Annotated in this window: 9 protein-coding genes; all 9 read right to left on the bottom strand. The window is 40.0% G+C overall.

Going from position 1 to position 22,357, the window contains the following annotated elements; genetic code table 11:
• Positions 1-56 precede the first annotated feature (56 nt).
• Positions 57-944, bottom strand: a complete 888-nt coding sequence (locus H6G75_RS11280) for an oxidoreductase (RefSeq protein ID WP_190980029.1) — start codon at positions 942-944, stop codon at positions 57-59.
• Between the two features lie 254 nt (positions 945-1,198).
• Positions 1,199-1,426 carry an MbtH family NRPS accessory protein gene (locus H6G75_RS11275; RefSeq protein ID WP_190980028.1) on the bottom strand — a complete coding sequence of 76 codons (228 nt, stop codon included), beginning with the start codon at positions 1,424-1,426 and terminating at the stop codon, positions 1,199-1,201.
• A gap of 166 nt (positions 1,427-1,592) precedes the next feature.
• A complete protein-coding gene (locus H6G75_RS11270; protein ID WP_190980027.1) occupies positions 1,593-2,606 on the bottom strand; it encodes a sucrase ferredoxin in 1,014 nt (337 codons plus the stop codon).
• On the bottom strand, positions 2,599-3,480 hold the full coding sequence (locus tag H6G75_RS11265; protein WP_190980026.1) for an SDR family NAD(P)-dependent oxidoreductase: 882 nt from the start codon (positions 3,478-3,480) through the stop codon (positions 2,599-2,601). Before H6G75_RS11265 ends, H6G75_RS11270 begins: the two co-directional genes overlap by 8 nt.
• Before the next feature lie 209 nt (positions 3,481-3,689).
• Complete coding sequence (locus tag H6G75_RS11260; protein ID WP_190980025.1) at positions 3,690-5,069, bottom strand: cytochrome P450; 1,380 nt, start codon at positions 5,067-5,069, stop codon at positions 3,690-3,692.
• 9 nt (positions 5,070-5,078) lie between these two features.
• Positions 5,079-9,185: an amino acid adenylation domain-containing protein gene (locus H6G75_RS11255; RefSeq protein ID WP_190980024.1), complete on the bottom strand. Its 4,107-nt coding sequence runs from the start codon at positions 9,183-9,185 to the stop codon at positions 5,079-5,081.
• 61 nt (positions 9,186-9,246) lie between these two features.
• Positions 9,247-13,821: a type I polyketide synthase gene (locus H6G75_RS11250; protein ID WP_190980023.1), complete on the bottom strand. Its 4,575-nt coding sequence runs from the start codon at positions 13,819-13,821 to the stop codon at positions 9,247-9,249.
• Positions 13,822-14,081: 260 nt separating this feature from the next.
• Positions 14,082-15,725, bottom strand: a complete 1,644-nt coding sequence (gene panP, locus H6G75_RS11245) for a pyridoxal-dependent aspartate 1-decarboxylase PanP (RefSeq protein WP_190980022.1) — start codon at positions 15,723-15,725, stop codon at positions 14,082-14,084.
• A gap of 147 nt (positions 15,726-15,872) precedes the next feature.
• Positions 15,873-22,355: a non-ribosomal peptide synthetase gene (locus H6G75_RS11240; RefSeq protein WP_190980021.1), complete on the bottom strand. Its 6,483-nt coding sequence runs from the start codon at positions 22,353-22,355 to the stop codon at positions 15,873-15,875.
• Positions 22,356-22,357 lie beyond the last annotated feature (2 nt).

The raw sequence follows: 22,357 nt of genomic DNA, 5'->3' as shown, positions 1-22,357 counted from the left end.
AATCGTAATTTTTGCAGGGTGGTTGATGCTTCTTTAGTGTTGTTGGGAAAAACCCTTTAATTAACCGCAGCAACTTGCATTTTATCTGTTGCCACCTCATCAAAATCGGTACTTGTTGATACTTCTTTCCAAGCGTCCAACCCTTCTTTAATAAATTGCAATGCACCATCAATGGTTTCTACTGCATCGCTTCCCAAAGCTAATCTGAGTGGTGGGACATCGCTATCAACTGCTTTAATCATTGCTAGAGCCGCTTTTTTGGGATCACCAATTAATTTAATTTTCTGCTCTTTGACATCTTGTATCCATTGGCTCATATCTTTAATAATGGGTTGGTATTCTGGGATTTTTGTTTCAACTAAGACATGAGATTTGTTGAAAAAGTCGGTGCTGAATGCACCAGGTTCAACCATTGTGACTTTGATTCCCAAGTGGGCAACTTCGTTAGCTAAACAGCCAGAAATTCCTTCTAAAGCTAACTTGCTGCTGATATAAATTCCCCCGCCTGCACCAGACATAAAGCAAGCTGCTGATGAGATATTGAGAATATGCCCACTACGCTGCTGACGCATATAAGGTATGACAACTCGCAGCATATCTATAACACCAAAAAAATTCGTCTCAAATTGCCGTCTGATGGCATCATCACTGACTTCTTCCAGGATGCCGGCAACTTCACATCCAGCATTGTTGACGAGTATATCAATTCTGCCAAAGCGAGCGATCGCATTTTTGACAGATTCTCTGACTTGTTCGGGTTTTGTCACATCAAGTTGCAATGCTAATGTCTGTTCTGGAAAGCTGGTGGCCAAATCTTCTAGCTTTTGAGGGTTTCGTGCTGTTAGCACCACTATTTCACCCTTCTCCAGTACTGTTTCTGCCAAGGCTTGACCAAAACCACTAGAACAACCAGTAATAAACCATACTCTTGTTTGTTTTACCATCGCTATTCTCCGTTTTTTTAAATTGTTGATAATGTAATTTATCGGTTGTTGTAGATATGTTGTGTGCAACTTTTCTACAGTATTTATAAATTCAACTTCTCATATAGCAATCCTCTCTGAGTTGTGAAAAATATTCTGTTTAACGAACCGCAAAGGACGCATAGACGCGATAGCGGCTTCCCGCAGGGTAGGACACAAAGAAAGAGAATAAAAAAAAGAGAGAAAGTTTCACAAATGATTTAGGATTGCTATAGTTACTGAATATTGCTAGAAGTAGCTTGCATTTTTTGTCTGAGACTCAGAGGCCTCATATCAGTCCAAACTTCTTTGATGTAATCTAAACACTTTTGTTTGAGTCCATTTTTGCCTACATCCTGCCAACCAAGGGGATTTTCTCTCTCTAATAGCCAAATAGAATATTGTTCTTCATGATTAACTACAACTTTGTAGATTGTTGTGTCTTCTTTCTCATTTTGATACATAATTTACCTCACATGATACTTGCAGAACTTTATTATCAATAACTCTGAAATACTCATAATTATGAGATTGCCAAAGTTTTGAAATATTTAGAAACAATTATTAGATAGAGAAGCGAAACATTAGATTTATCTTTTAATTTGAGATTGTATTTATGAAATCATTTTTTTACTCCAGCCTAACCAAATGGCTAACGCGATACTGCTTAACTGGTTCTAATTCCATGACTGTTGCTGAGTTACATACCGTCATCACCTCACCACAGGTTTCTATTCTGACTTGATAGCTACCTTTTGTTTGAGTATGAGGATCTATAAAATCAATTTGAACTTCTGCCCAGTCAGGCTGACATTCTTCCGCAACTTTTTCCATTGCTAGTACTTTTCCGGCTTTTAAACATTTCTGCCAACTCCAACCAGACTGCATCCAAATTTCACGTTCGGCAATTTGCTCAAGTTGGTTTAAACCTGCCCATCCTCGGTAATATTTACGCAAACCCAGAACTGAATCATTTTGTTCGACTAGTAAATCTAATACAGATGACTCCAGATGTCCCCAAAAATATCCTTGTGGTAAATCAATAAGAGTTGGCGCAAATTGATGACCACCAAAATGAGATGATTGCCAGACTCTTAAGTTTCCGTTGCTAATAGGAGCATATTGTTTGCGTAGTTGTCGATATAAAGGATTACCAAATCTCCCACAAGCTAAGTCTACTTGAGCATGGGTACAAATCATTAATTCACGAATATGACTTGTTTGTTGTTGATATTTTTGAAAATCTGATAAATTATTGGGTTTTTGTATTAACTGCTGAAATATTGCTGTTACTAAAGCGGCAGCTTGATTTTCAGGAACAATAAATTCCTGTTTTTCAAACTTAGAAAACAAATGTGCAGGACGATAGTAATACAATATACGAGTCAAACCAGGTTCAGAATATTCGCGGTCAGGGGCGATTAATACTGGTTTCAACTGAATTTTATATTTAAAAACTAACTCCTGATATGCACTAATTAATGATTTGATAGTGGGGTTTTGTTGATAAATTTCTTGCGGCCAAGGTTGGGGAACTTCCATAATTAGCCAATGGTCGCAAGCTATGGCTGTACCAATTGGATCTTCTTTATTGGCTTTAGAAACTACAGAACAAAAACGGCAATCTATTGTGTTGTTAATCATAGTTAAAGCTCTTAAAGTAGACTTGATCATGAAAATATTGATATGGTAGCAGTCTTTTGTATACTGCAAATAGTCTTAATGACCAAGGATATTTAGTGGGGAAATATTGTCTTTTTGGCTTTTTCGCTTCTAAAGCTTCTAAAATTACCTCGGTTACAATCTCCAGGGGTGAGCCAACTTCCCGATTATGCTTGATAACATTGTCTATATGAATTTTATGGTTTTTGCCATATAAAGCTTGATGTTCTGGGGAAATGTTAGCCAAGGTTTTCTGGTAATTTAGTTCTTGTTTATCCGCTTGTTCTGGGGTTATTAAGGCATCGGCTGGCAATATCGAAAGCACCTCAACACCGCTAGATTTTAACTCCATTCTTAAACAATCTGTCAGTGATTCCAAGGCGGCTTTTGTTGCGGATAAAATTCCAAAATATGGTACAGCGACTCTGCCACAAACACCACTAATATTGATGATTCTGCCCTTGGCTTTGCGTAGCATTGGTAAAAATGCTTGAGTCACGGCGATTTGACCAATCACATTGACTTCAAAGTTTAATCTAATATCTTCGATAGTTGTACATTCAATTGCTCCATTAGCAGCGACAACAGCATTATTAATTAAAGCAAATAATCCTTGTTCGCCAACTGCTAATGAAACAAAATCCAAAGCTGATTTAATTTGTTCTGGTTTGGTGATGTCCAAAATGATTGGTATTAAGTTACCAGACGCAGCTTGTTTGAGTGACTCAGCATCTTTTTCGGTACGGACTCCGGCAAAAACTTGATATCCTTTTTTGTCTAGGAAAAGTGCGGTGGCTCGACCAAGACCTGTTGATGTTCCTGTGATGACAACTGCGCCTTTATTACTTTGATTCATCTTTAATTACTCCCAGATAAAATATATTTTTGATTTCCAAATCACGGTATAAATAATAAGTATGATAAAACGAACCGCAAAGGACGCAAAGGGCGCGAAGAAGAGATAGGAGTTTAAGAGAGTTATTACGTAAGTCCTATTAAATGATTTACAACCATCTTTCTCCCTTGTCTACCTTGTCCCCCTTGTCTCTCTTTTCTGCATAATTCCTAAAACCTGCCAGAAACAAGAGATACCGACGATCGCTGATGTTGATTTTGAGCAGATACAACCATCTTAACGCCACTAGAAGGGTAACAAAGAAGACCATCAAATTTTGGCTTTTCTGGTTGTTGACTCACGAGCTTTAATTGATAGTGGGCAAGAATTGTGGCTAATACTAATTTCATTTCAAATAAAGCAAATGTGCCACCAATACAAACACGAGAACCACCGCCAAAGGGTAAAAATTCGTAGGTAGAAAATTGTTTTTCTAGAAATCTTTCTGGTTTGAATTGTTTTGGTTCTGGGTATAAATCTTCGCGCTGATGTGTAGAATAAATGTTGGCAATTAATATAGTTCCTGGACTTAATTGATAGCCCATAATTTCCACTGGAGATTCTACAATTCGGGGAAATGCAAACAGTTGAGTTGGGTAAATGCGTAAAACCTCGTTACACACAGCGTTGAGATAAGGTAAGGCTAAGATGCTGGTGATATCTGGGTTTTCGCCAAGGCTGGTAAGTTCTTCCCGCAGGCGATCGCACACATCAGGTAAACGGTGAATCCAGTACAAAGCCCAAGCGATCGCTGTGGCTGAAGCACCTTGCGCCGCCCCGATAGGTGAAATTAATAAGTCTCTGATTTCTTCATCTGCGATCGCTTCCCCCATCTCATCACTCGCTAATACTAAATCTGAGAGAATATCTGTGCGCGATAAATCTGCTTGCTGGCGGCGTGCTTGCACTTCATCCGACAACACTTGAAACATTTCTTCTCGCAGGGAAAGCAAATTTCCTTGGGGACTCCACCTCCCTAAATCCCATCCCCAAAAGGGTAGTTTTGTTAGCAGTTGTATCAATGGCGAGAGTTCATGTTTAAAAACAGTAGCGAATAAATGTTTTACTCTTTCATAGCGTTCTCCTTCACGCAATCCCATCACCACTTCTATACCTACCGCCAAAGTAATTTCTTCTAAAGCTGAGTAAGCCAGAAAAGGTTTACCAATGGTTTGTTGATTCATGATTCTTGCTGTTAGTTCGCAGATGCGTTTCCCACAGGTTTGCATCCGTTCACCATGAAAAGCCGACATTAACAGCTTGCGTCGATTTTTATGACGTAATCCATCTATTTGTAAAACTCCTTGTTCTCCTGTTAATAAAGCAAAATTTTGGTTTAATTCTCCCTTCGCTACAACTTCTTTAGTGTGGGTAAAAATCTCCTTGATCCCAGAAGGATTACTCACATAAATTGTCGGTGTTGAATCAAACATTACAGTCACAATGTCACCATAACGTTGAGCAATAGTATCCATATAGCCAAAGAAATCAGCCTCGAATTGCAAAGCCAGCAACCAAGCAGGAGTTTTTGGCCCAGGGGGTAGTTTCATCAGCCTCTTTTACTCCTTTGAGATAGTGAAATTACAAACAGCATCATCAATACAAATTTTTAATTGTTTGGCTAATTCATGAATATGAGGTTCCAGTAAAATTGAGAAATGATTGCCAGGAATTTCAATCACTTGTGTAGATGCACTACCATATTTACCCCAACCTAAAAAGGGATCATTAGTAGTCCATTCAGGATTATCAAAATCATGAACAATTTCTTCTTCGGCTCGCAAAATAGTTAAGGCATCAGGATAAACTTGCGGTACATAATTTCGCATCGCTTGGACATTAGCCTTGAAAACTTTGTAATGATGTAGAAAATCTTGAATCTCAGCTTCAGAGAAAATAAAGTTGGCTTTTTGATTAATTAAATTAAATTGCTCATGGAGTGATAAATCTCGCATTTCTTCAAAAGATAGCGATAAATTTATGTCATTCCAAATTTTTGTTTCTTCCGCCAACCGCAGCAAAAACTTGGCATCATCATCAGGACTTGTAACAATAGTTGTTTCTGGTAAAATAGCATCAATAATTGCCACCAAGCCTACTTTTTGACCTTGTTTTTGTAGTTGCTGGGCTATTTCAAAAGCCAGTATTCCACCGTAACAATGTCCGCCTAAAAGATAGGGGCCATTGGGTTGAAGTTGGCGAATTTCTTTGAGGTAGCGAGTTGCTAGTTTTTCTACGGAAATTATATCAGGTTGTTCGGGGTCTGGCTGATATTCTAATCCATAAAATGGATAGTCCTCGCCCAAGATTCTTGATAATTTAAAATAGGGGCTAATGTTACCGCCAGCACCATGTATACAGAAGAAAGGTAGCCGATTACCAGTTGAGTTAATGGCTACCAAAGGAGAATTAGAAGTTTCTCGCAATGGTTGACTAACAATTTCGGCTAGTTCTTCAATTGTTGGGTTTTCAAATAAAGTCGATAAAGGAAGGTTGTGACCAAATTTATCATAAATTTGCGCCATCACCCGTACAGCTAAAAAGGAGTGTCCGCCTAATTCAAAAAAGTTATCTTTGATGCCGATAGGATGAGTGTTTAAGATATTTTCCCAAATTTTAACTAAAGCTAATTCGTTGAAATTTCGGGCAGCAATTTTTGATATCTGGGAATTTTGCTGGATAATTTCAGTTTGAGGTAAGGCAGCTTTGTTGACTTTACCATTAGGTGTAAGTGGCAGAGCATCCAGTAAAATAAAAGCTGAAGGCAACATATAATTAGGTAATTTATGTTGCAAATAGTATGATAAGTCGGGAATTATATCTGACTTATCGGTAACGATATAGGCAAGCAAACGGGGATTTTCGAGATGATTATTGCTAGTAATTACAACTGCTTCTTGGACATCTGGATGTTGAGCGATCGCACTTGCTATTTCTCCTAATTCTACCCGGAAACCTCTGATTTTTACCTGTTCATCACGGCGGCCTAAATATTCCAAATTGCCATCGGGTAAATATTTAACTAAATCGCCTGTTCTATACAGTTTATCTCCAGTCATCCAAGGATGATCAATAAATCTTTCTTTGGTTAAATCTGGACGATATAAATATCCCTTCGCCAACCCATCACCACTAATATACAGTTCTCCCACTACTCCTATCGGTGTTGGTTGCAAATCACTATTTAAAACATAAGTTTGGGTGTTATCAATTGGACGACCGATAGGTACATTCTGGGCTTGAATAGGTAATAAACTAGTATCGTAGTAAGTTGCATTTGCCGAAACTTCTGATGAGCCATAAAGGTTAATTAACTTGGCAAATGGCATTAATTCACGGAAACTCTGCACCAGTTTAACCGATAATGCTTCTCCACTCGTTATCCAGAATTTGAGGTGTGATAATTTATGAATCAGATGGCTATAATTATCTAGAATTAACCGGAGTAATGAAGGTACAAGGATAATTCGACTAACTTTGTGATGTGCTAGAGACTCGATAAATAATTGTGGGTCAATTAAAGTTGTATTGCTGATAATTACCGTGGGGATTCCTTGTAGTAAAGGCGCAAAAATTTCCCAGACAGAATCAACAAAACTAATAGCTGTTTTTTGACAACAAACTTCTCCTGGCTTAAAAGGATAGGTTTTCCATAACCAGTGTAAGCCGTTGACTGTACCGCGATGAGTACCAAGAACACCTTTAGGTTTACCAGTAGAACCAGAAGTGTAGATAATATAAGCGATATCATCCGATGAATAAATGTGAATCGGATTTTCTGTACTTTCTTGCGCCAGTTCTTCTTGGTGAGTATCTAAGCAAATAATTTGAGCCGCAGATAATGATAGTTTTTCTAATATTACTTGCTTGGTAATTAACAGTTCTGCTTGGGAATCAGAGAGCATAAAATTTAAACGCTCTACTGGATAACTCGGATCGAGGGGAATGTATGTACCACCAGCTTTGAGAATAGCTAAAATCCCCACTACCATATCTATATCGCGTTCTAAACATAGAGCCACCAAAGTTGCGGGTGTTACACCTTGTTTTTGTAAAAAATGCCCAAGCTGATTAACTCTTTGGTTTAGTTGACGATAAGTAATTTGTTCAAACTCGCTAATTAAGGCGATGGAATCTGGTGTGAGTTCAACTTGCTGCTCAAATAATTGATGTAGAGATGCAGTTTGGGGATAATCTGTATGAGTTTGATTAAACTTATATAATAGTTGTTCTTGCTCTGAAGTTGTTAACAGCGACAATTCACTCAGGCGCTGTTCTGGATTAGCAATTATATTTGTTAATAAAGTTTGAAAATGATTGATAAATTGCGTAATGGTTGACGCATCAAAAATGTCGGTGTTGTATTCCAGAAAGCCTGTCAATCCTGTTTCAAATTCAGACATAGAAAGAAAGATATCTAATTGAGATGTCCCGCTATCAAACTCTAAAGTTTGCAAAGTTAACCCCGCTACTTCCTCCACAGTGCTAGGCGTATTTTGCAACACAAACATGACTTCATAAAGAGGATTTCGGCTTAAATCTCGTTCGGGTTGCAATTGTTCGACAAGCATCTCAAATGGTAAATCTTGATGAGCATACGCACCCAGAGTTACTTCCCTGACTCGATGTAAAAATTCCCGAAAACTTGGATTTCCACTGAGGTTATTACGCAATACTAAAGTATTGACAAATAAACCCAGCATTCCTTCTAATTCTGGATGGTTGCGGTTAGCAATTGGCGAACCGATTAAGATATCTTCTTGATTTGTGTAGCGATATAAAAGGATATTAAACGCCGCCAGCAAACTCATAAATAAAGTTGTATCTGTTTGCTGACTTAATTGTTTGAGGGCGTTTGTCAGAGATTTTGATAATCTAAAATATTGCTTCGCCCCAGCAAAATTACTAATTTGAGGTCGCGGACGGTCTGTAGGTAGTTGTAATACAGGTAATTCACCCTGGAGTTGTGCTTGCCAATATTGTAATTGATTGGCGAGTAATTCACCTTGCAGGCGATCGCGTTGCCAAATTGCAAAATCCGCATACTGTATTGGAAGTTCTGGTAAAGTTGGCGGTTGATTTGTCGAAAAAGACCCATACAGCGCGGATAACTCCCGCAAAAATACCCCGCAAGACCAGCCATCGGTAATAATGTGGTGCATAGTCACCAGCAAAATATGTGATTCTGCACTCAAGCGCAATAAATTCGCCCTAACTAACAATTCTTTCGCTAAGTTAAAAGGTTTTCTGGCAAATTCCGCCGCCAATAATTTAACTTCCGATTCCCAATTTTTACGAGATAAATGTTCACAGTTAATAAGCGATAATTCCCAATTTAATTGATGCGTAATTTCTTGGACAGGTTCTCCATTAACAACCTTAAAATTTGTCCGCCACACTTCATGACGCTTGAGAATCTCATTTAAACTTTGTTCAAGGGCGGGAATATTTAAATTTCCTTGGATATGAAAAGCAAGAGGGATATTGTAGAAATCACTCCCATGATAAAGCTGATCAATAAACCATAGTCTTTGTTGCGAAAAAGATAAGGGACTGTTTGAAATATTTTGGCGCTTAGGAATAACATCAGCTTTTAGTTTTCCTCCCTTCCATTTTTCTAAAAGAGCTTTTTTCGCTGGTGATAAATTAGAGTATTGTTTATCCATAATTATAAAATTTCCTTCATCGGCGTTCATCTGCGTGCATCGGCAGTTAATTATTCTTGAATTAGACATTACTTAAGAGTAAAGCTACCTCTTCCTCCGATAATTCAGCAATTTTTTCTAACATCAACTGTTCAATAAATTCTGCCTGCTTCACTGGAGTCATTGCTTCTAATAACAGGTCACGCAAAGGCAAATTCACAGGGAACTTAGCCCGCAAACGAGAAACTAATTGAGTTGCAATTAGCGAATCTCCTCCTAACTCATAAAAGTTATCGTAAATACCAATTTCTGCAATTCCTAGTACCGCTTGCCAAATTTCTGTAATTTGCTTTTCTAACTCATTCGTCGGCGCAATGTATGAATTATTCAGGCTAGGTCTAGAGTATCGCGGGGATGAATCTAATTGATGAGTAGATTGTGTATTTTGCCAAGAATCAAGGTTAATTGTTTGAGTTTTTCTGGTATTAATATCAACTGGAGAAATAATCATCTGAGTTCCTTGCGGACAAGCAAGAACTCGCTGAAATACTTCTATTGCTGCTGTTGGTGTAATTGCTAATGTTGTTCCAGAAACTTGCTCAGATATTGTTGATTCTTGGGCTGGATTTAGTTGTATATTATCCCAGTTAATAATATACCACGGATAAGAATTGTTTTGGTTACTTCGATTGCCCCAACTATCAATTAATTGATAAACTGCGGCATCTAAACATAAACCAAATCCTCCTAAAATCGCAGTTAAGGAAGAAAAAATACAGCCAAAATCTAGATTGTAGTTCTGTAATACTTTTTCTAAGACAGTAATTTGACTATGTTGTGATTTTAAGAGATTTTCTAACTCTATGGCTGTAATTTCTGCCAAAGAACCAAATATTTGTTCGTGCTTAATTCCAGTGGCATAAATCACACCATTAATTTGTTCAACATTTTCTGTAAGTATTTGCTGCATTTGCTCAGAATTAGTTTTATCGGCACGCAACAATAAAACTGCCGCACCGAGTTCTTCTAAGGCGATAAAATGTTGAATTTTCTGGCTGATAGTATCATCTGACGGATGAGTTTCTAGCCATTGTGAAAATTTCTCTGTTTCAGGAAATTGAGAACTTTCAATAAATATCAGCTTGGCTTGGCAAGTTGTTGTTAAATGTTTCGCCAGCACAAATTCTAGATTATCTAAACCACCTGCAAATAAGTAAGTACCCCGATTGCGGAAAGGGATGTTTTTGTCAACAATGGCATCTAAATGAACTGGTGTAAATGTTTGTACCCAACGATGGCGATCGCGGTAAGCAATTACATGATCTAAAGATGCAGAATTTAGCTCATTTAATAGTTGTTGAATAATCTGATTATTGCTGCGATCGCTATTTAAAACAATATCAATACACTGGCAACTAATATTGGAGTATTCTTGGGATATTACCTGACATAAACCTAAGATTGGCGTTTTTTCTGGGTTTATTTTTTCATTCCCATTCACCTCTAGAATGTTACTGGTTATCACCTTGATTTGTAGGCGGTTTTTCAGCTTACTAATACTTTGAGTTAAAGATAGTAAACTCTTGCATTCTAAATATTTGTCAGGTTGAGAATTTTCAGACTGATTTAAACTCCAACAGTAAGCAATATTTTCCGGTTGTTGTCCCGATGATATTAATTCTTTAATTAATAATTCATAGTCTGAGTTTGAGTAGGGATTAATTTGATAACTCGTTGTACTGATTTTCTTAAATTCATCACCTTGGCGAACAGTAAAAACAGTTTTACCTTGATTGTTCAACTTATCAAATATTTGCTCACCCACTCCCAAATCATCTACAAACAATAGCCATGTTGATTCTTCGACGGCTGTGGATGAATGAGTGAGTAAAGAACGTTGCCAAGAAGGAATGTAAAACCAGTCAGCAATATCTTGTTTATAATCATTTACAACAGCAGATGAAGATTGGGGATTAATCCAGTATCTTTTACCTTCAAATGGGTAAGTCGGTAAAGGCAGACGATGACGCTGTTCATGACGATAAAACCCTGACCAATCAATTTCTATACCCGCCAGCCACAGCCGACCTACTGTTTGTAATAAAAAGCAAATATCAGATTGTTGGTCTTTGATATGGCGTAACGAACTTAATACTTGTTGCTGAGAATTTTTGCCTAAATGCTGTGTGGTGAGTGTGCTTAAAGTCCGTCCCGGCCCCACTTCTAAAAACACACCATCAAACTGCTGAATTAGTTGTGATATTCCTTCAGAAAATCTGACAGTTTGGCGTAAATGTTGACACCAGTAATCAGGATTTGTGGCTTGTGCTGGAGTAATCCAAGTACCAGTTACATTAGAAATAAAGCTGATTTTTGGTGGATTGAGTTTAACTGTTTTGAAAGTTTCCCGAAATGCTGGCAATATTGGTTCCATCATCAGCGAATGGAAAGCGTGAGATGTGTGCAACCGCCGACATTCAACTGCTTGCACAGTTAATTGTTGTTCCAAGGCTGTAATTACACTGCTGATTCCTGACACTACACAAGCAGATGGACTGTTAATAACCGCAATTTGCAGAGATGCTCTGTACAAATCGGATGTATCTAGGAGCGACTGCACATCTTTGGCGGGTAACTTAATTGCCAGCATACTGCCTGGGGGTAGTTGCTGCATTAACTGTCCTCTTTTTGCCACAATTGCCAAAGCATCTTCTAAAGAAAATACACCAGCGATCGCCGCCGCGACATATTCGCCTATACTATGACCAATCATCGCCTCTGGATGCACACCCCAAGACATCAATAACTGCGCCAAGGCGTACTCTGTGACAAACAAGACGCTTTGAGTGAGGAATGTTTGTTGTAATTGATTTGCAGTCGCTTCCGTCGCCTCTGGATGGGGGTAAAGTAGAGAGCGAATATCTAAACCAAGATAAGGCTGTAAAATTTCAGCGCAAGTATCTACCTGTTTTTTATATACTGGCTCTAGTTCATATAATTCCCGACCCATGTTTGCATACTGCGCTCCTTGTCCCGAAAACATGAAGATGACAGGACAGTGGCTCGGCTGATAGTGGTGATTAAAAATACGTTGTGAGTCTTGATTATCCAGCAATTTCACTGCATCAGCATGGTTGTGACAAATCATAATGCGGCGATAATCAAAAGCCTGACGACCAACTTGCAGAGTATAAGCCACATCAGCCAGGGGAACATCAGAATTTTGCGTCAAATAATCGCGCAGTTGGGCTGTTGCTGTTTCTAAAGCTGTGCTGGTTTTCGCCGACAACAGTAACAATTGCCAAGGACGGGAAGAACTAGAAGGAGGAATGACAGGAGCTTCTTCTAAGATGATATGGGCATTAGTCCCACCAATACCAAAAGAACTTACACCAGCTCGACGGGGTGTGCTGTTGGTTTTCCACTCTGATAATTGGGTATTGACGTAAAAAGGGCTATTGGCGAAATCGATTTGGGGGTTTGGCTGCTGAAAATGTAAACTTGCAGGGATTTGCTGATGTTTTAAAGCCAAGACAGTTTTGATTAATCCTGTCACACCGGCGGCTGTATCTAAATGACCAATATTCGTTTTGACAGAACCAATGGCACAAAAACCTGTTTTATCTGTACTATGGCGGAAAGCTTGGGTTAACGCCTGAATTTCAATCGGGTCGCCTAAAGCCGTTCCTGTACCGTGGGTTTCGATATAACTGACAGTTTCTGCTTCCACCCCAGCCAAAGCTAAAGCTTCTAAAATCACTTCCCGTTGACCATCAACACTAGGGGCGGTATATCCTACCTTTAAAGAACCATCATTATTAACGGCTGAACCTTTAATAATTGCATGAATAAAATCACCATCATTAATTGCATCTTCCAAGCGTTTTAAGACGACAACCCCCACACCATTGCCAAAAACAGTACCGTTGGCATTAACATCAAAAGCTCGACAATGACCATCAGGAGATTTAATTCCCCCTGGTTGATATTCGTATCCAGTTTTGGGTTTAGCTGCAATCGTCACACCGCCAGCTAATGCTATATCACTTTCACCATTGAGTAAACTTTGACAAGCTAAATGTACAGCTACCAATGATGTCGAACAAGCTGTTTGAACATTAATACTTGGCCCTCTTAAGTTTAATTTATAAGAAACTAAAGTCGGTAAAAAATCTTTGTCATTGCCGATTAAAACTTGATAGCTGTCGGCTGATTCGAGAAAACTGCGATTGTTATATAAGTTAGAAAGTAGATAATCACTAGCAGCAACACCAGCAAATAAACCGATGCGATCGCGGTAAATTTCAGAGTTATAACCCGCATTTTCTAAAGCTGACCAAACAGCCTCTAGAAAAATGCGGTGCTGTGGGTCTGTAACTTCAGCTTCTCTAGGAGAAAAACCAAAAAAAGCCGCATCAAATAAATCAATATTTTCTAATATGGCGCTGGCTTTCACATAATTGGGATTGTTGAGCAATTTAGCATCTACCCCAGCAGCAATTAGCTCCTCATCAGTGAAAGTAGAAATTGACTCTACACCATTTCTCAGGTTTTGCCAAAAGCTATCAACTTTATTAGCTCCAGGAAACCGACCTGCCATTCCAATAATAGCGATCGCATCTTGATTATTTAAGCTATCAATAAAATTATTAGCCATATCCATAATTCAAAACCTGACAGTAAATAGAACGGTGTAGAGCGACATTTTGTAGTTGAGAGAAGGCAGAAGGCAGGGGGCATAAGGCAGGAGGGAAGAAGATTTTGGCTTAATTAACCTTTCTGAATATAGTTTTTTTCCCAACTACTTACTTAATGTTCATAAATCAATTTATTTTCAGGGGCTTGTGACAATATTACATAGGAAAAAAATATATTTTTTCCTCCTGCCTCCTGCCTCCTGCCTCCTGCCTTCTTCGGTCAATATGTCAGTGGCATTGCCGCCGCAATCTGAATTTGATCATGTAAAACTGCATCAATATCTCCTTCAGTAGTTAAAGGATTTGCAATCACCGCACGCATCGCAATCACTGGTATTTCCTTATCTAAACTAATAGTTGTTTTCGTCGTTCGGGAAATAAAAGTCCGTCCAATCTGACGCTGCTTTTTCTGCAAGCGTTCATTAAAATCATTGATAATTTGATTATCAGATTCAGTTAATTTTTTATTACTAACTACATCTCGAAATTGCTCAGGAATATAACGATAAATTAACAAATTTGTATCAGGTTGCGCTAACAATTCAAACTCCGGTAATTCCTCAATTTGTGCTGCCATATATTGGGTTTTGCGGATACCTTCATCAATCAAAAACTCATAACCATTCAGCCCAATTAACTGCAAACCAGCATGTAAAAACAACGCCATCCCTGGACGAGAACCTTCTAAAGCCCTTTTACCTAAATCAAATGACCCCTTACGCATCGTATAGCTGGCTTGTTTTTCAATTGCTGAAGCTAAATAAGGGTCACGGAAAAATACCATCCCAATACCCATTGGCAAATACAATTGCTTATGCCCATCAATTGTCACAGAATCAGCTTGTGCAATTCCCGCCAGTTTATGTTGGTATTTACGCGAAAAAATAACAGGGCCACCCCAAGCAGCATCGACATGGAAATGTACATGATTTTCTTGGGCAATTTCAGCAATTTCTGTTAACGAATCAACACTACCAGAATCGGTTGTTCCAGCAATACCAACAATGGCGATAATATGTAAGTTTTTGGCGCGGCATTCTGCAACAGTTTGGCGTAATGCTGGGATATTAACGCGATTATTAGCATCGACTGGGACACGAATCAAATTTTTAGTACTGATTCCCATTAAATCCGCAGCTTTATCAAAAGAGAAGTGCATCAATTCCGAACCAATGACCACCGCCCCTTCATAACCATAATAATTTAACGCTGCTGTTAACCCTTCTTTTTCTATACCTAAAAAATCATGAGTCGCGCCTAAAGATTTATTACGAGCGCACCACAAAGCCGTGATATTGGCTGTTGTCCCACCAGAAACCAAAACACCCAAGGTACTTTGATTATTCTGAATATGTTGATTGTAGAAATTATCAGATAAATGATAAATTTGACGGTGCATCATCGCCAAAGCTTCCCGTTCACAAAAGCTCAAAGCTTTAGCCGTTTCGATTTTGACAGCATTTTGATTCATCGCTGTCATCAACTTTGCCAAAGGGCGCACAAATGAAGGTAACGCCGAAGTCATGTGACCGATAAACTGCGGCGCAGATGTATGTATAGAATGAGCAACAACATTCTCATTCAAAGATTGAAAATAACTATCAAAATCAGTAGGTTGGGTAGGGATTTGACTATTGCCAAATTTGCTAATAATCCAGTCAATCTCAGCATTTGTATTGGCATCTTCAGCCATTAAAAAATCAGTCGATAAATCATCAACTATTTCATCGAGTTGATTTTCTAGATATTTCCCCTGATTTGGGGCAAATATTTGTTTAACATACTCACCAATATCAGTTTGTACGATTTTATCTGTGGGAGGAAGATTGTTTCGAGATAAAATTTCTGTTTCACTTAATGTCATGGATTTTCCTTTAATTACTAATATTGATGCTGTTACTTCTAACCTGATTAAAACTTACGCAGACTCTAAAATTTCTTGGCGTTCTTGGCGACTTGGCGGTTCGTAAAAAAATCACCAAACCTCAAACCCTCCTGCCTTCTCCCAAACTCACTCCCCTGTTTGATTAGTAGCAGCACGATATTCCTTCCTGGCTTGTTTACGACGCTGAGTCGAAGCAGTTCGCTGTTCCGCACGATGGGAATTTGGGATAGTAGATGTAGCAACTGTATATTCCTGACTAAAATATCTAGCCAAACGACTCACAGTTGGATATTGAAACATTTCTACCAACAGAAAATCTTTCTGGAGTATTTTTTGTAATTGACTGTGAACTTGAATTAACAGCAGCGAATGACCACCCAGTTCAAAGAAATTGTCATGAATTCCTACACGCTCAATATTCAATACTGCTTGCCAAACATCCGCAATGGTTTTTTCTAACTCAGTTTGGGGTGGTTGATAAACGGCTGTTAATTCTGGATGGGTTGTGTCTGGTGCGGGTAGTGCTTTGCGGTCAACTTTACCATTGGGTGTTAATGGTAGTGCTGCCAAAGTCACAAAAGCTGCGGGAATCATGTAGTTTGGTAACTTTGCTTCTAAAAAGCCGCGTAACTCCGCAATGGTTGGCGGTTGTTCTGAGTTGAAAACTACGTAGGCTATTATTTGTTGGGCATCCACAACCGTAACGACAGCAGCTTCTACGCCTGGATGCTGAATTGTCAGTGCTTCAATTTCGCCCAATTCAATGCGGAAACCACGAATTTTTACTTGGTTGTCAATGCGTCCAATGTATTCAATCTCTCCATTCGGCAAATAGCGTGCCAAATCCCCAGTTTTATATAATCGTTCTCCTGGGACATTGGCGTATGGATGAGGAATAAATTTATCCGCCGTGAGTTCTAATTTATTGAGATAACCACGGGCTAAACCAGCCCCACCAAGGTACAACATCCCTGGTACACCGACAGGCACTGGTTGTAAATTTTCATCTAACAAATAAGCTTGGGTGTTGTGAATTGGTCTACCAATTGGTGGTGTACCGCTTGCGCCCTTCTGTATCAAGGCAAACGTAGAATAAGTGGTATCTTCCGAAGGGCCATACAAGTTAAATACCTGTTGTATGTGAGCTTGTTGGTAAAGTTTCTGCACGAGTTGATTTTGCAGTGGTTCTCCCGCAATATTCACAGTTTGCACAGAGGCGGGAATATTATCTGTTTGGAGTAACTGTGCAATCACGCTGGGGACAGTATTAATTAAAGTTACACCACAGGTTGCGGGGAGATTGCTGATATATAGTGCATTCTCGATTAAAATTACCTTGCCACCACAACACAAAGGCACAAACATCTCGAATACCGACAAGTCAAAACAAATAGAGGTGGATGCTAAAACTCCCGCCCTTGCTTCTCGGCTAAAGGTTTTGTCTGCCCAATCTAACATTGCCACGGTGCTGGCGTGTTGAATCATCACACCTTTGGGTTTACCTGTGGAACCAGAGGTATAGATAATGTAGGCGAGGTTCTCAGGCGTGACGTCCGTGACCAGATTTTCCTGGCTGTGTTGGCTGATATTATGCCAGTCAGTATCTAAACAGATTACCTTGGCTTGGTGTAGGGGCATGACTGCCAGAAGTGCAGTTTGAGTGAGTAAGACTGGTGCTTGTGTGTCTTCCAGGATATAGGCAATGCGTTCACTAGGATAGTTGGGGTCGAGGGGGATATATGCACCACCCGCTTTGAGGATGGCGAGTAGTCCAATGATCATATCTAAAGAACGCTCCACGCAAATTCCCACCAACACCTCTGGTTTAACTCCCAGCGATCGCAAATAATGGGCTAATTGGTTGGCTTTGGTGTTTAATTCTTGGTAAGTTAATTGCTGATTTGCAAATTCTACGGCTACTGCATCCGGTGTTTTAGTTACCTGTTGTTCAAATAATTCATGAATACATAGATGTTGTGGATAAGCAACGGCGGTATCATTCCACTCCCGCAGTAATTGATGCTGCTCAGATTTATTCAACAATGGTAACTCTGACAAACGCTGCTGTGGATTTGCCACAATTCCTGCTAACAACGTTTGTAAATGACTTGCCATCCGGCAAATTGTACTTTCTTTAAATAAATCAGTGTTGTATTCTAAACTGGCAACTAACCCTGAATCGGTTTCTGTGACATAAAGAGTTAAATCAAACTTAGCACTATCACTGCTGCTATCTTCCGGCGTTAAAGTCAAACCCGGTAATTTTAATGCAGACATTGGCGCATTTTGCAGCACAAACATCACCTGAAACAGTGGCGTATGGCTCAAATCGCGCTGGGGTTGCAATTGCTCAACCAACAACTCAAACGGCACATCCTGATGTGCGTAAGCGCCTAATGCCATTTCTCGCACTTGTTTGAGCAGTTCTACAAAGCTGGGATTTCCGCCTAAGTTAGTTCGCAGGACTAAAGTATTGACAAAAAAGCCAATTAACCCTTCTATTTCGGCTCGGTTGCGGTTAGCGATGGGTGAACCAACCACAATATCTTTCTGTCCGGTGTAACGCCATAGCAAGATTTGGAAACTTGCCAACAAGGTCATAAATAAAGTACTTCCCTGCTGTTGGCTGAATTTCTGAAGGGCTGTTGATAGTTCTATAGATAATTCAAATGAGTAGGTTGCACCCTGAAAGGTCTGGATTGCTGGTCTGGGATAATCAGTGGGTAATTCTAAAACTGTGGGGGCGTTTGCTAACTGCTTGCGCCAATAAGATATTTGGGTTTCCAGGACTTGTCCTTGTAACCATTGTCTTTGCCACGCAGCAAAATCTACATACTGTATTGGTAGGGCAGGTAATGGTGAGGGTTGTCCATCACAAAAAGCTGGATAAAGGGCGGCTAATTCTTGTACCAGGATGCCAATTGACCAAGCGTCAGAGACAATATGGTGCATGGTCACTAAAACAATATGTTCTTGTTCACTCAGACGTAAGAGTTTGACTCTGAGGAGATGGTCGCGGCTGATGTCAAAGGGTTGTTGTGCTTCTAAGTCAGCGAGGTGTTTGATTTTGGCTGCTTGTTCATTGGTCTCCAGGTCGCTGAGATCAATGGTGGATAAGTTGAGGGGCTTTTCTGGTGCGATCGCAGCTACAACTTGTCCGGCGGTGGTGACAAAATTGGTTCGCAGTGCTTCATGACGGGTGACAATTTCGCTGAAACTTTGGGCTAAGGCGGCGACATTTAACTGTCCTTGTAGCCTGACTGCTGCCGGGATATTGTAGAACGGGCTATTTGGTTCTAGTTGGGATAAAAACCACAATCTTTGTTGAGCAAATGATAAAGGTAATTGTGGCGATCGCGCTATCTTTTCAATCTTGGTCGTGGCAATTGTCAAATCTGCCTGAATTGCTTTTTCAATTTCTTTCGCTAACCCGGCTATGGTGAGTTTTTCAAATAAATAACGTAAAGGTAACTCGATTTGAAAAACTTGGCGAATTTGGGAAATCACACGGGTGGCGATTAAAGAATGTCCGCCTAATTCAAAGAAATTCTGATCAATCCCGACTTTATCTATACCCAGGATTTCCGCCCAAATCCCGGCTAATAAATTCTCTATGGGTGTGGCTGGAGTCAGACTGGATGCTGATCCCGGTGTAAATTCCGGCGGTTTGAGGGCTTTGCGGTCAACTTTACCATTGGGTGTTAATGGTAGTGCTTCCAAAGTCACAAAAGCTGCTGGCATCATGTAGTTAGGCAACTTGGCTGCTAACAAATCCCGCAGTTCCGCAGATGTAAAAGTTTGCCCTGTGTGCGGGACTATATAGGCAACGATTCGTTGAGTATCGGCGGCGGAACCATGAACCGTCACCACAGTTTCTCTGACGGCTGGGTGTTGGCTGATGACAGCAGCGATTTCTCCCAATTCAATGCGGAAACCCCGGATTTTGACTTGATGATCAATCCGTCCCAGGTATTCAATGTCTCCGTTGGGTAAGTATCGCGCTAAGTCTCCGGTTTTATACAGACGTGCGGCTGTTTCGCTAAAAGGATTGGGGATAAATTTTTCGGCGGTTAAATCTGGACGCTGGAAATAACCCCTCGCCAGTCCCAAACCACCAATGCACAACTCTCCGGCTACACCCACGGGCATTAATTGGTGATTTTGGTCGAGGATATAAAGTTGGGTATTGGCAATAGGAGAACTAATGGGTACGGTGTGATCAACGGTTTTTACTTGACAAGCGGCTGACCAAATTGTGGTTTCTGTGGGGCCGTACATATTCCACAAACACCGACATCTCTCTAGCAACTGATTAGCTAATTGTTCTGGTAAAGCTTCCCCACCACAGAGAATTTTTAATTGATGATTACCATCCCAACCTGCGGCTAACAGTAATTGCCATGTGGCTGGTGTGGCTTGCATAACTGTGGCTTGACACTCAGCGATTTTTGCCGCCAACTGCACACCATCGGAGATAATTTCTTGGCTGGCAATTACCAACCTTGCGCCGACAATCATCGGTAAAAATAATTCTAAGGCGGCAATATCAAAAGAGTAGGTGGTAACTGCCAGTAATGTATCTTCAGCAGTTAAGCCTGGGGCTTGCTGCATAGAGTACAAAAAGTTAGTCAAGGCAAGATGGGGAATTTGTACACCTTTGGGTTTGCCTGTGGAACCAGAGGTATAAATCACATAGGCGAGGTTCTCAGTCGTGACTTCCGTGACCGAAGAAGCAGGGGGGAGAGGTGCAGGGAGCGGAGGGGAAAGATTCTCCCCCTGCTCCCCGCTCCCTGCTCCCCTGCCTCCCTGGCTGTGTTGGCTGATGTGATGCCAATCAGTATCTAAACAGATTACCTTGGCTTGGTGTGGGGGCATGACTGCCAAGAGTGATGCTTGGGTGAGTAAGACTGGTGCTTGTGTGTCTTCCAGGATATAGGCGATGCGTTCAGATGGATAGTTGGGGTCGAGGGGGATATATGCACCACCCGCTTTGAGGATGGCGAGTAACCCAATGATCATATCCAAAGAACGCTCTACACAAATTCCCACCAACACCTCTGGTTTAACTCCTAGCGATCGCAAATAATGGGCTAATTGGTTGGCTTTGGTGTTTAATTGTTGATAAGTTAACTGTTGATTTGCAAACTCTACAGCTACTGCATCCGGTGTTTTATTTACTTGCTGTTCAAATAATTCATGAATACATTTATCTAGAGCATAATTAGTTGCGGTATTATTCCATACTTGGAGTATTTGCTGATTTTCTTGTGCTGTCAGCATTGGTAGTTCCCGCAACTTTGCTTCGGGATTGGCAATAAAACCCGCTAATAAAGTTTTTAAATGCTCTAATATGCGGCTCATACTAGAACTTTCAAATTGATGATTATTATAGGAAATATATAAATTTAATGATTCTGAGTTTGGTACTACCTTCACCGTTATGGGGTAGTTTGTCCAGTCAAATAATGATTTAGAATCGACGACTCCGATATCTTCAACAATCGATGCTTGATTGTAATCTACTAATTCATTATCAAAAACTAAAATACTATCAAATAGTGGTAGACCGGGTGAAACCTGACTCCATTGTTGAATTTTGGATAATGGGCTGTATTCATACTCCCGCATCTGCACTTCTTCGGTTTGGAGTTGTTTCAGCCAAGAAGTAAGAACAGCATCATTGTCTACTTTTACTCGTAGTGGGAGTGTGTTGATAAACAGCCCAATCATCGACTCGGCATCGGCTAACGCCGTTGGTCTACCTGAAGATGTGGAGCCAAAAACGACATCTGACTCTTGACTATAACGGCTCAAAAGTAAAGCCCAAGCGCCTTTAATGATAATATTTAAAGTTAGTTGATACTTGCGGGCAAAAGCTTTAAGATCAGTTGCCATAGTTGCTGACAATACTAACTCTTGTCTGTGATAATCTGCTGGTTGATCAGCGAAATTAGCTGCATTTTTTCCAATCAGAATTGGTGTTGGAACTGTAAATCCTTGGAGTTTCTGCCGCCAAAAAGATTCGGCTTTCTTCTGGTCTTGTTGTTGTAACCAAGTAATATATTCTTGGTAGGGACGGGGGCGTTCTAAATATAAATCTTGCGCTTGGCAAAAGGCATCATAAAACTCATAAAATTCTTTCCACAGCCAGCTTAAAGACCAGCCTTCCATTAAGATGTGATGAAAGCTAAACACAAATTGATAATTGTCTTCAGCCATCTGAATTAATGTCAGGCGAATTAAGGGAGCTTGCCCTAGTGCAAAACCGCGATCGCCATCAGCCTTTAAAAAATCTGCAAACTGCTTTTGTTGCTCTTCTAATGATAAATGTTGCCAATCTTGAAATTCCCACGGTAAGTCTACTTGCTTATACACAACTTGATATGGTTTATCAAGATTCTCCCAATAAAATGCTGTGCGTAAAATGGGGTGACGATCTACAACTCGCTGCCAAGCTTTCTGGAACGCTGGGATATTAATTGGCGTTTGCAAAGTAAAATAATTCTGCTCAAAATACACCACCGAATCAGGTGCAGCCAACTTGTGAAACAGCATCCCCTGTTGCATCGGAGAAAGTTCGTAAATATCTTCAATATTGTTGGGTTTCATGA

The organism is Nostoc sp. FACHB-280, assembly GCF_014697615.1.
Taxonomy (GTDB): Bacteria; Cyanobacteriota; Cyanobacteriia; order Cyanobacteriales; family Nostocaceae; genus Nostoc_B.
This window is presented reverse-complemented; position numbering and strand designations above follow the sequence as displayed.

Excerpts from the sequence above, each read along its gene's own strand:
- H6G75_RS11240 (WP_190980021.1), bottom strand. The coding sequence starts at position 22,355 with ATGAAACCCAACAATATTGAAGATATTTACGAACTTTCTCCGATGCAA.
- H6G75_RS11280 (WP_190980029.1), bottom strand. The coding sequence starts at position 944 with ATGGTAAAACAAACAAGAGTATGGTTTATTACTGGTTGTTCTAGTGGT.
- H6G75_RS11250 (WP_190980023.1), bottom strand. The coding sequence starts at position 13,821 with ATGGCTAATAATTTTATTGATAGCTTAAATAATCAAGATGCGATCGCT.
- panP (WP_190980022.1), bottom strand. The coding sequence starts at position 15,725 with ATGACATTAAGTGAAACAGAAATTTTATCTCGAAACAATCTTCCTCCC.
- H6G75_RS11260 (WP_190980025.1), bottom strand. The coding sequence starts at position 5,069 with ATGAAACTACCCCCTGGGCCAAAAACTCCTGCTTGGTTGCTGGCTTTG.
- H6G75_RS11255 (WP_190980024.1), bottom strand. The coding sequence starts at position 9,185 with ATGGATAAACAATACTCTAATTTATCACCAGCGAAAAAAGCTCTTTTA.
- H6G75_RS11270 (WP_190980027.1), bottom strand. The coding sequence starts at position 2,606 with ATGATTAACAACACAATAGATTGCCGTTTTTGTTCTGTAGTTTCTAAA.
- H6G75_RS11265 (WP_190980026.1), bottom strand. The coding sequence starts at position 3,480 with ATGAATCAAAGTAATAAAGGCGCAGTTGTCATCACAGGAACATCAACA.
- H6G75_RS11275 (WP_190980028.1), bottom strand. The coding sequence starts at position 1,426 with ATGTATCAAAATGAGAAAGAAGACACAACAATCTACAAAGTTGTAGTT.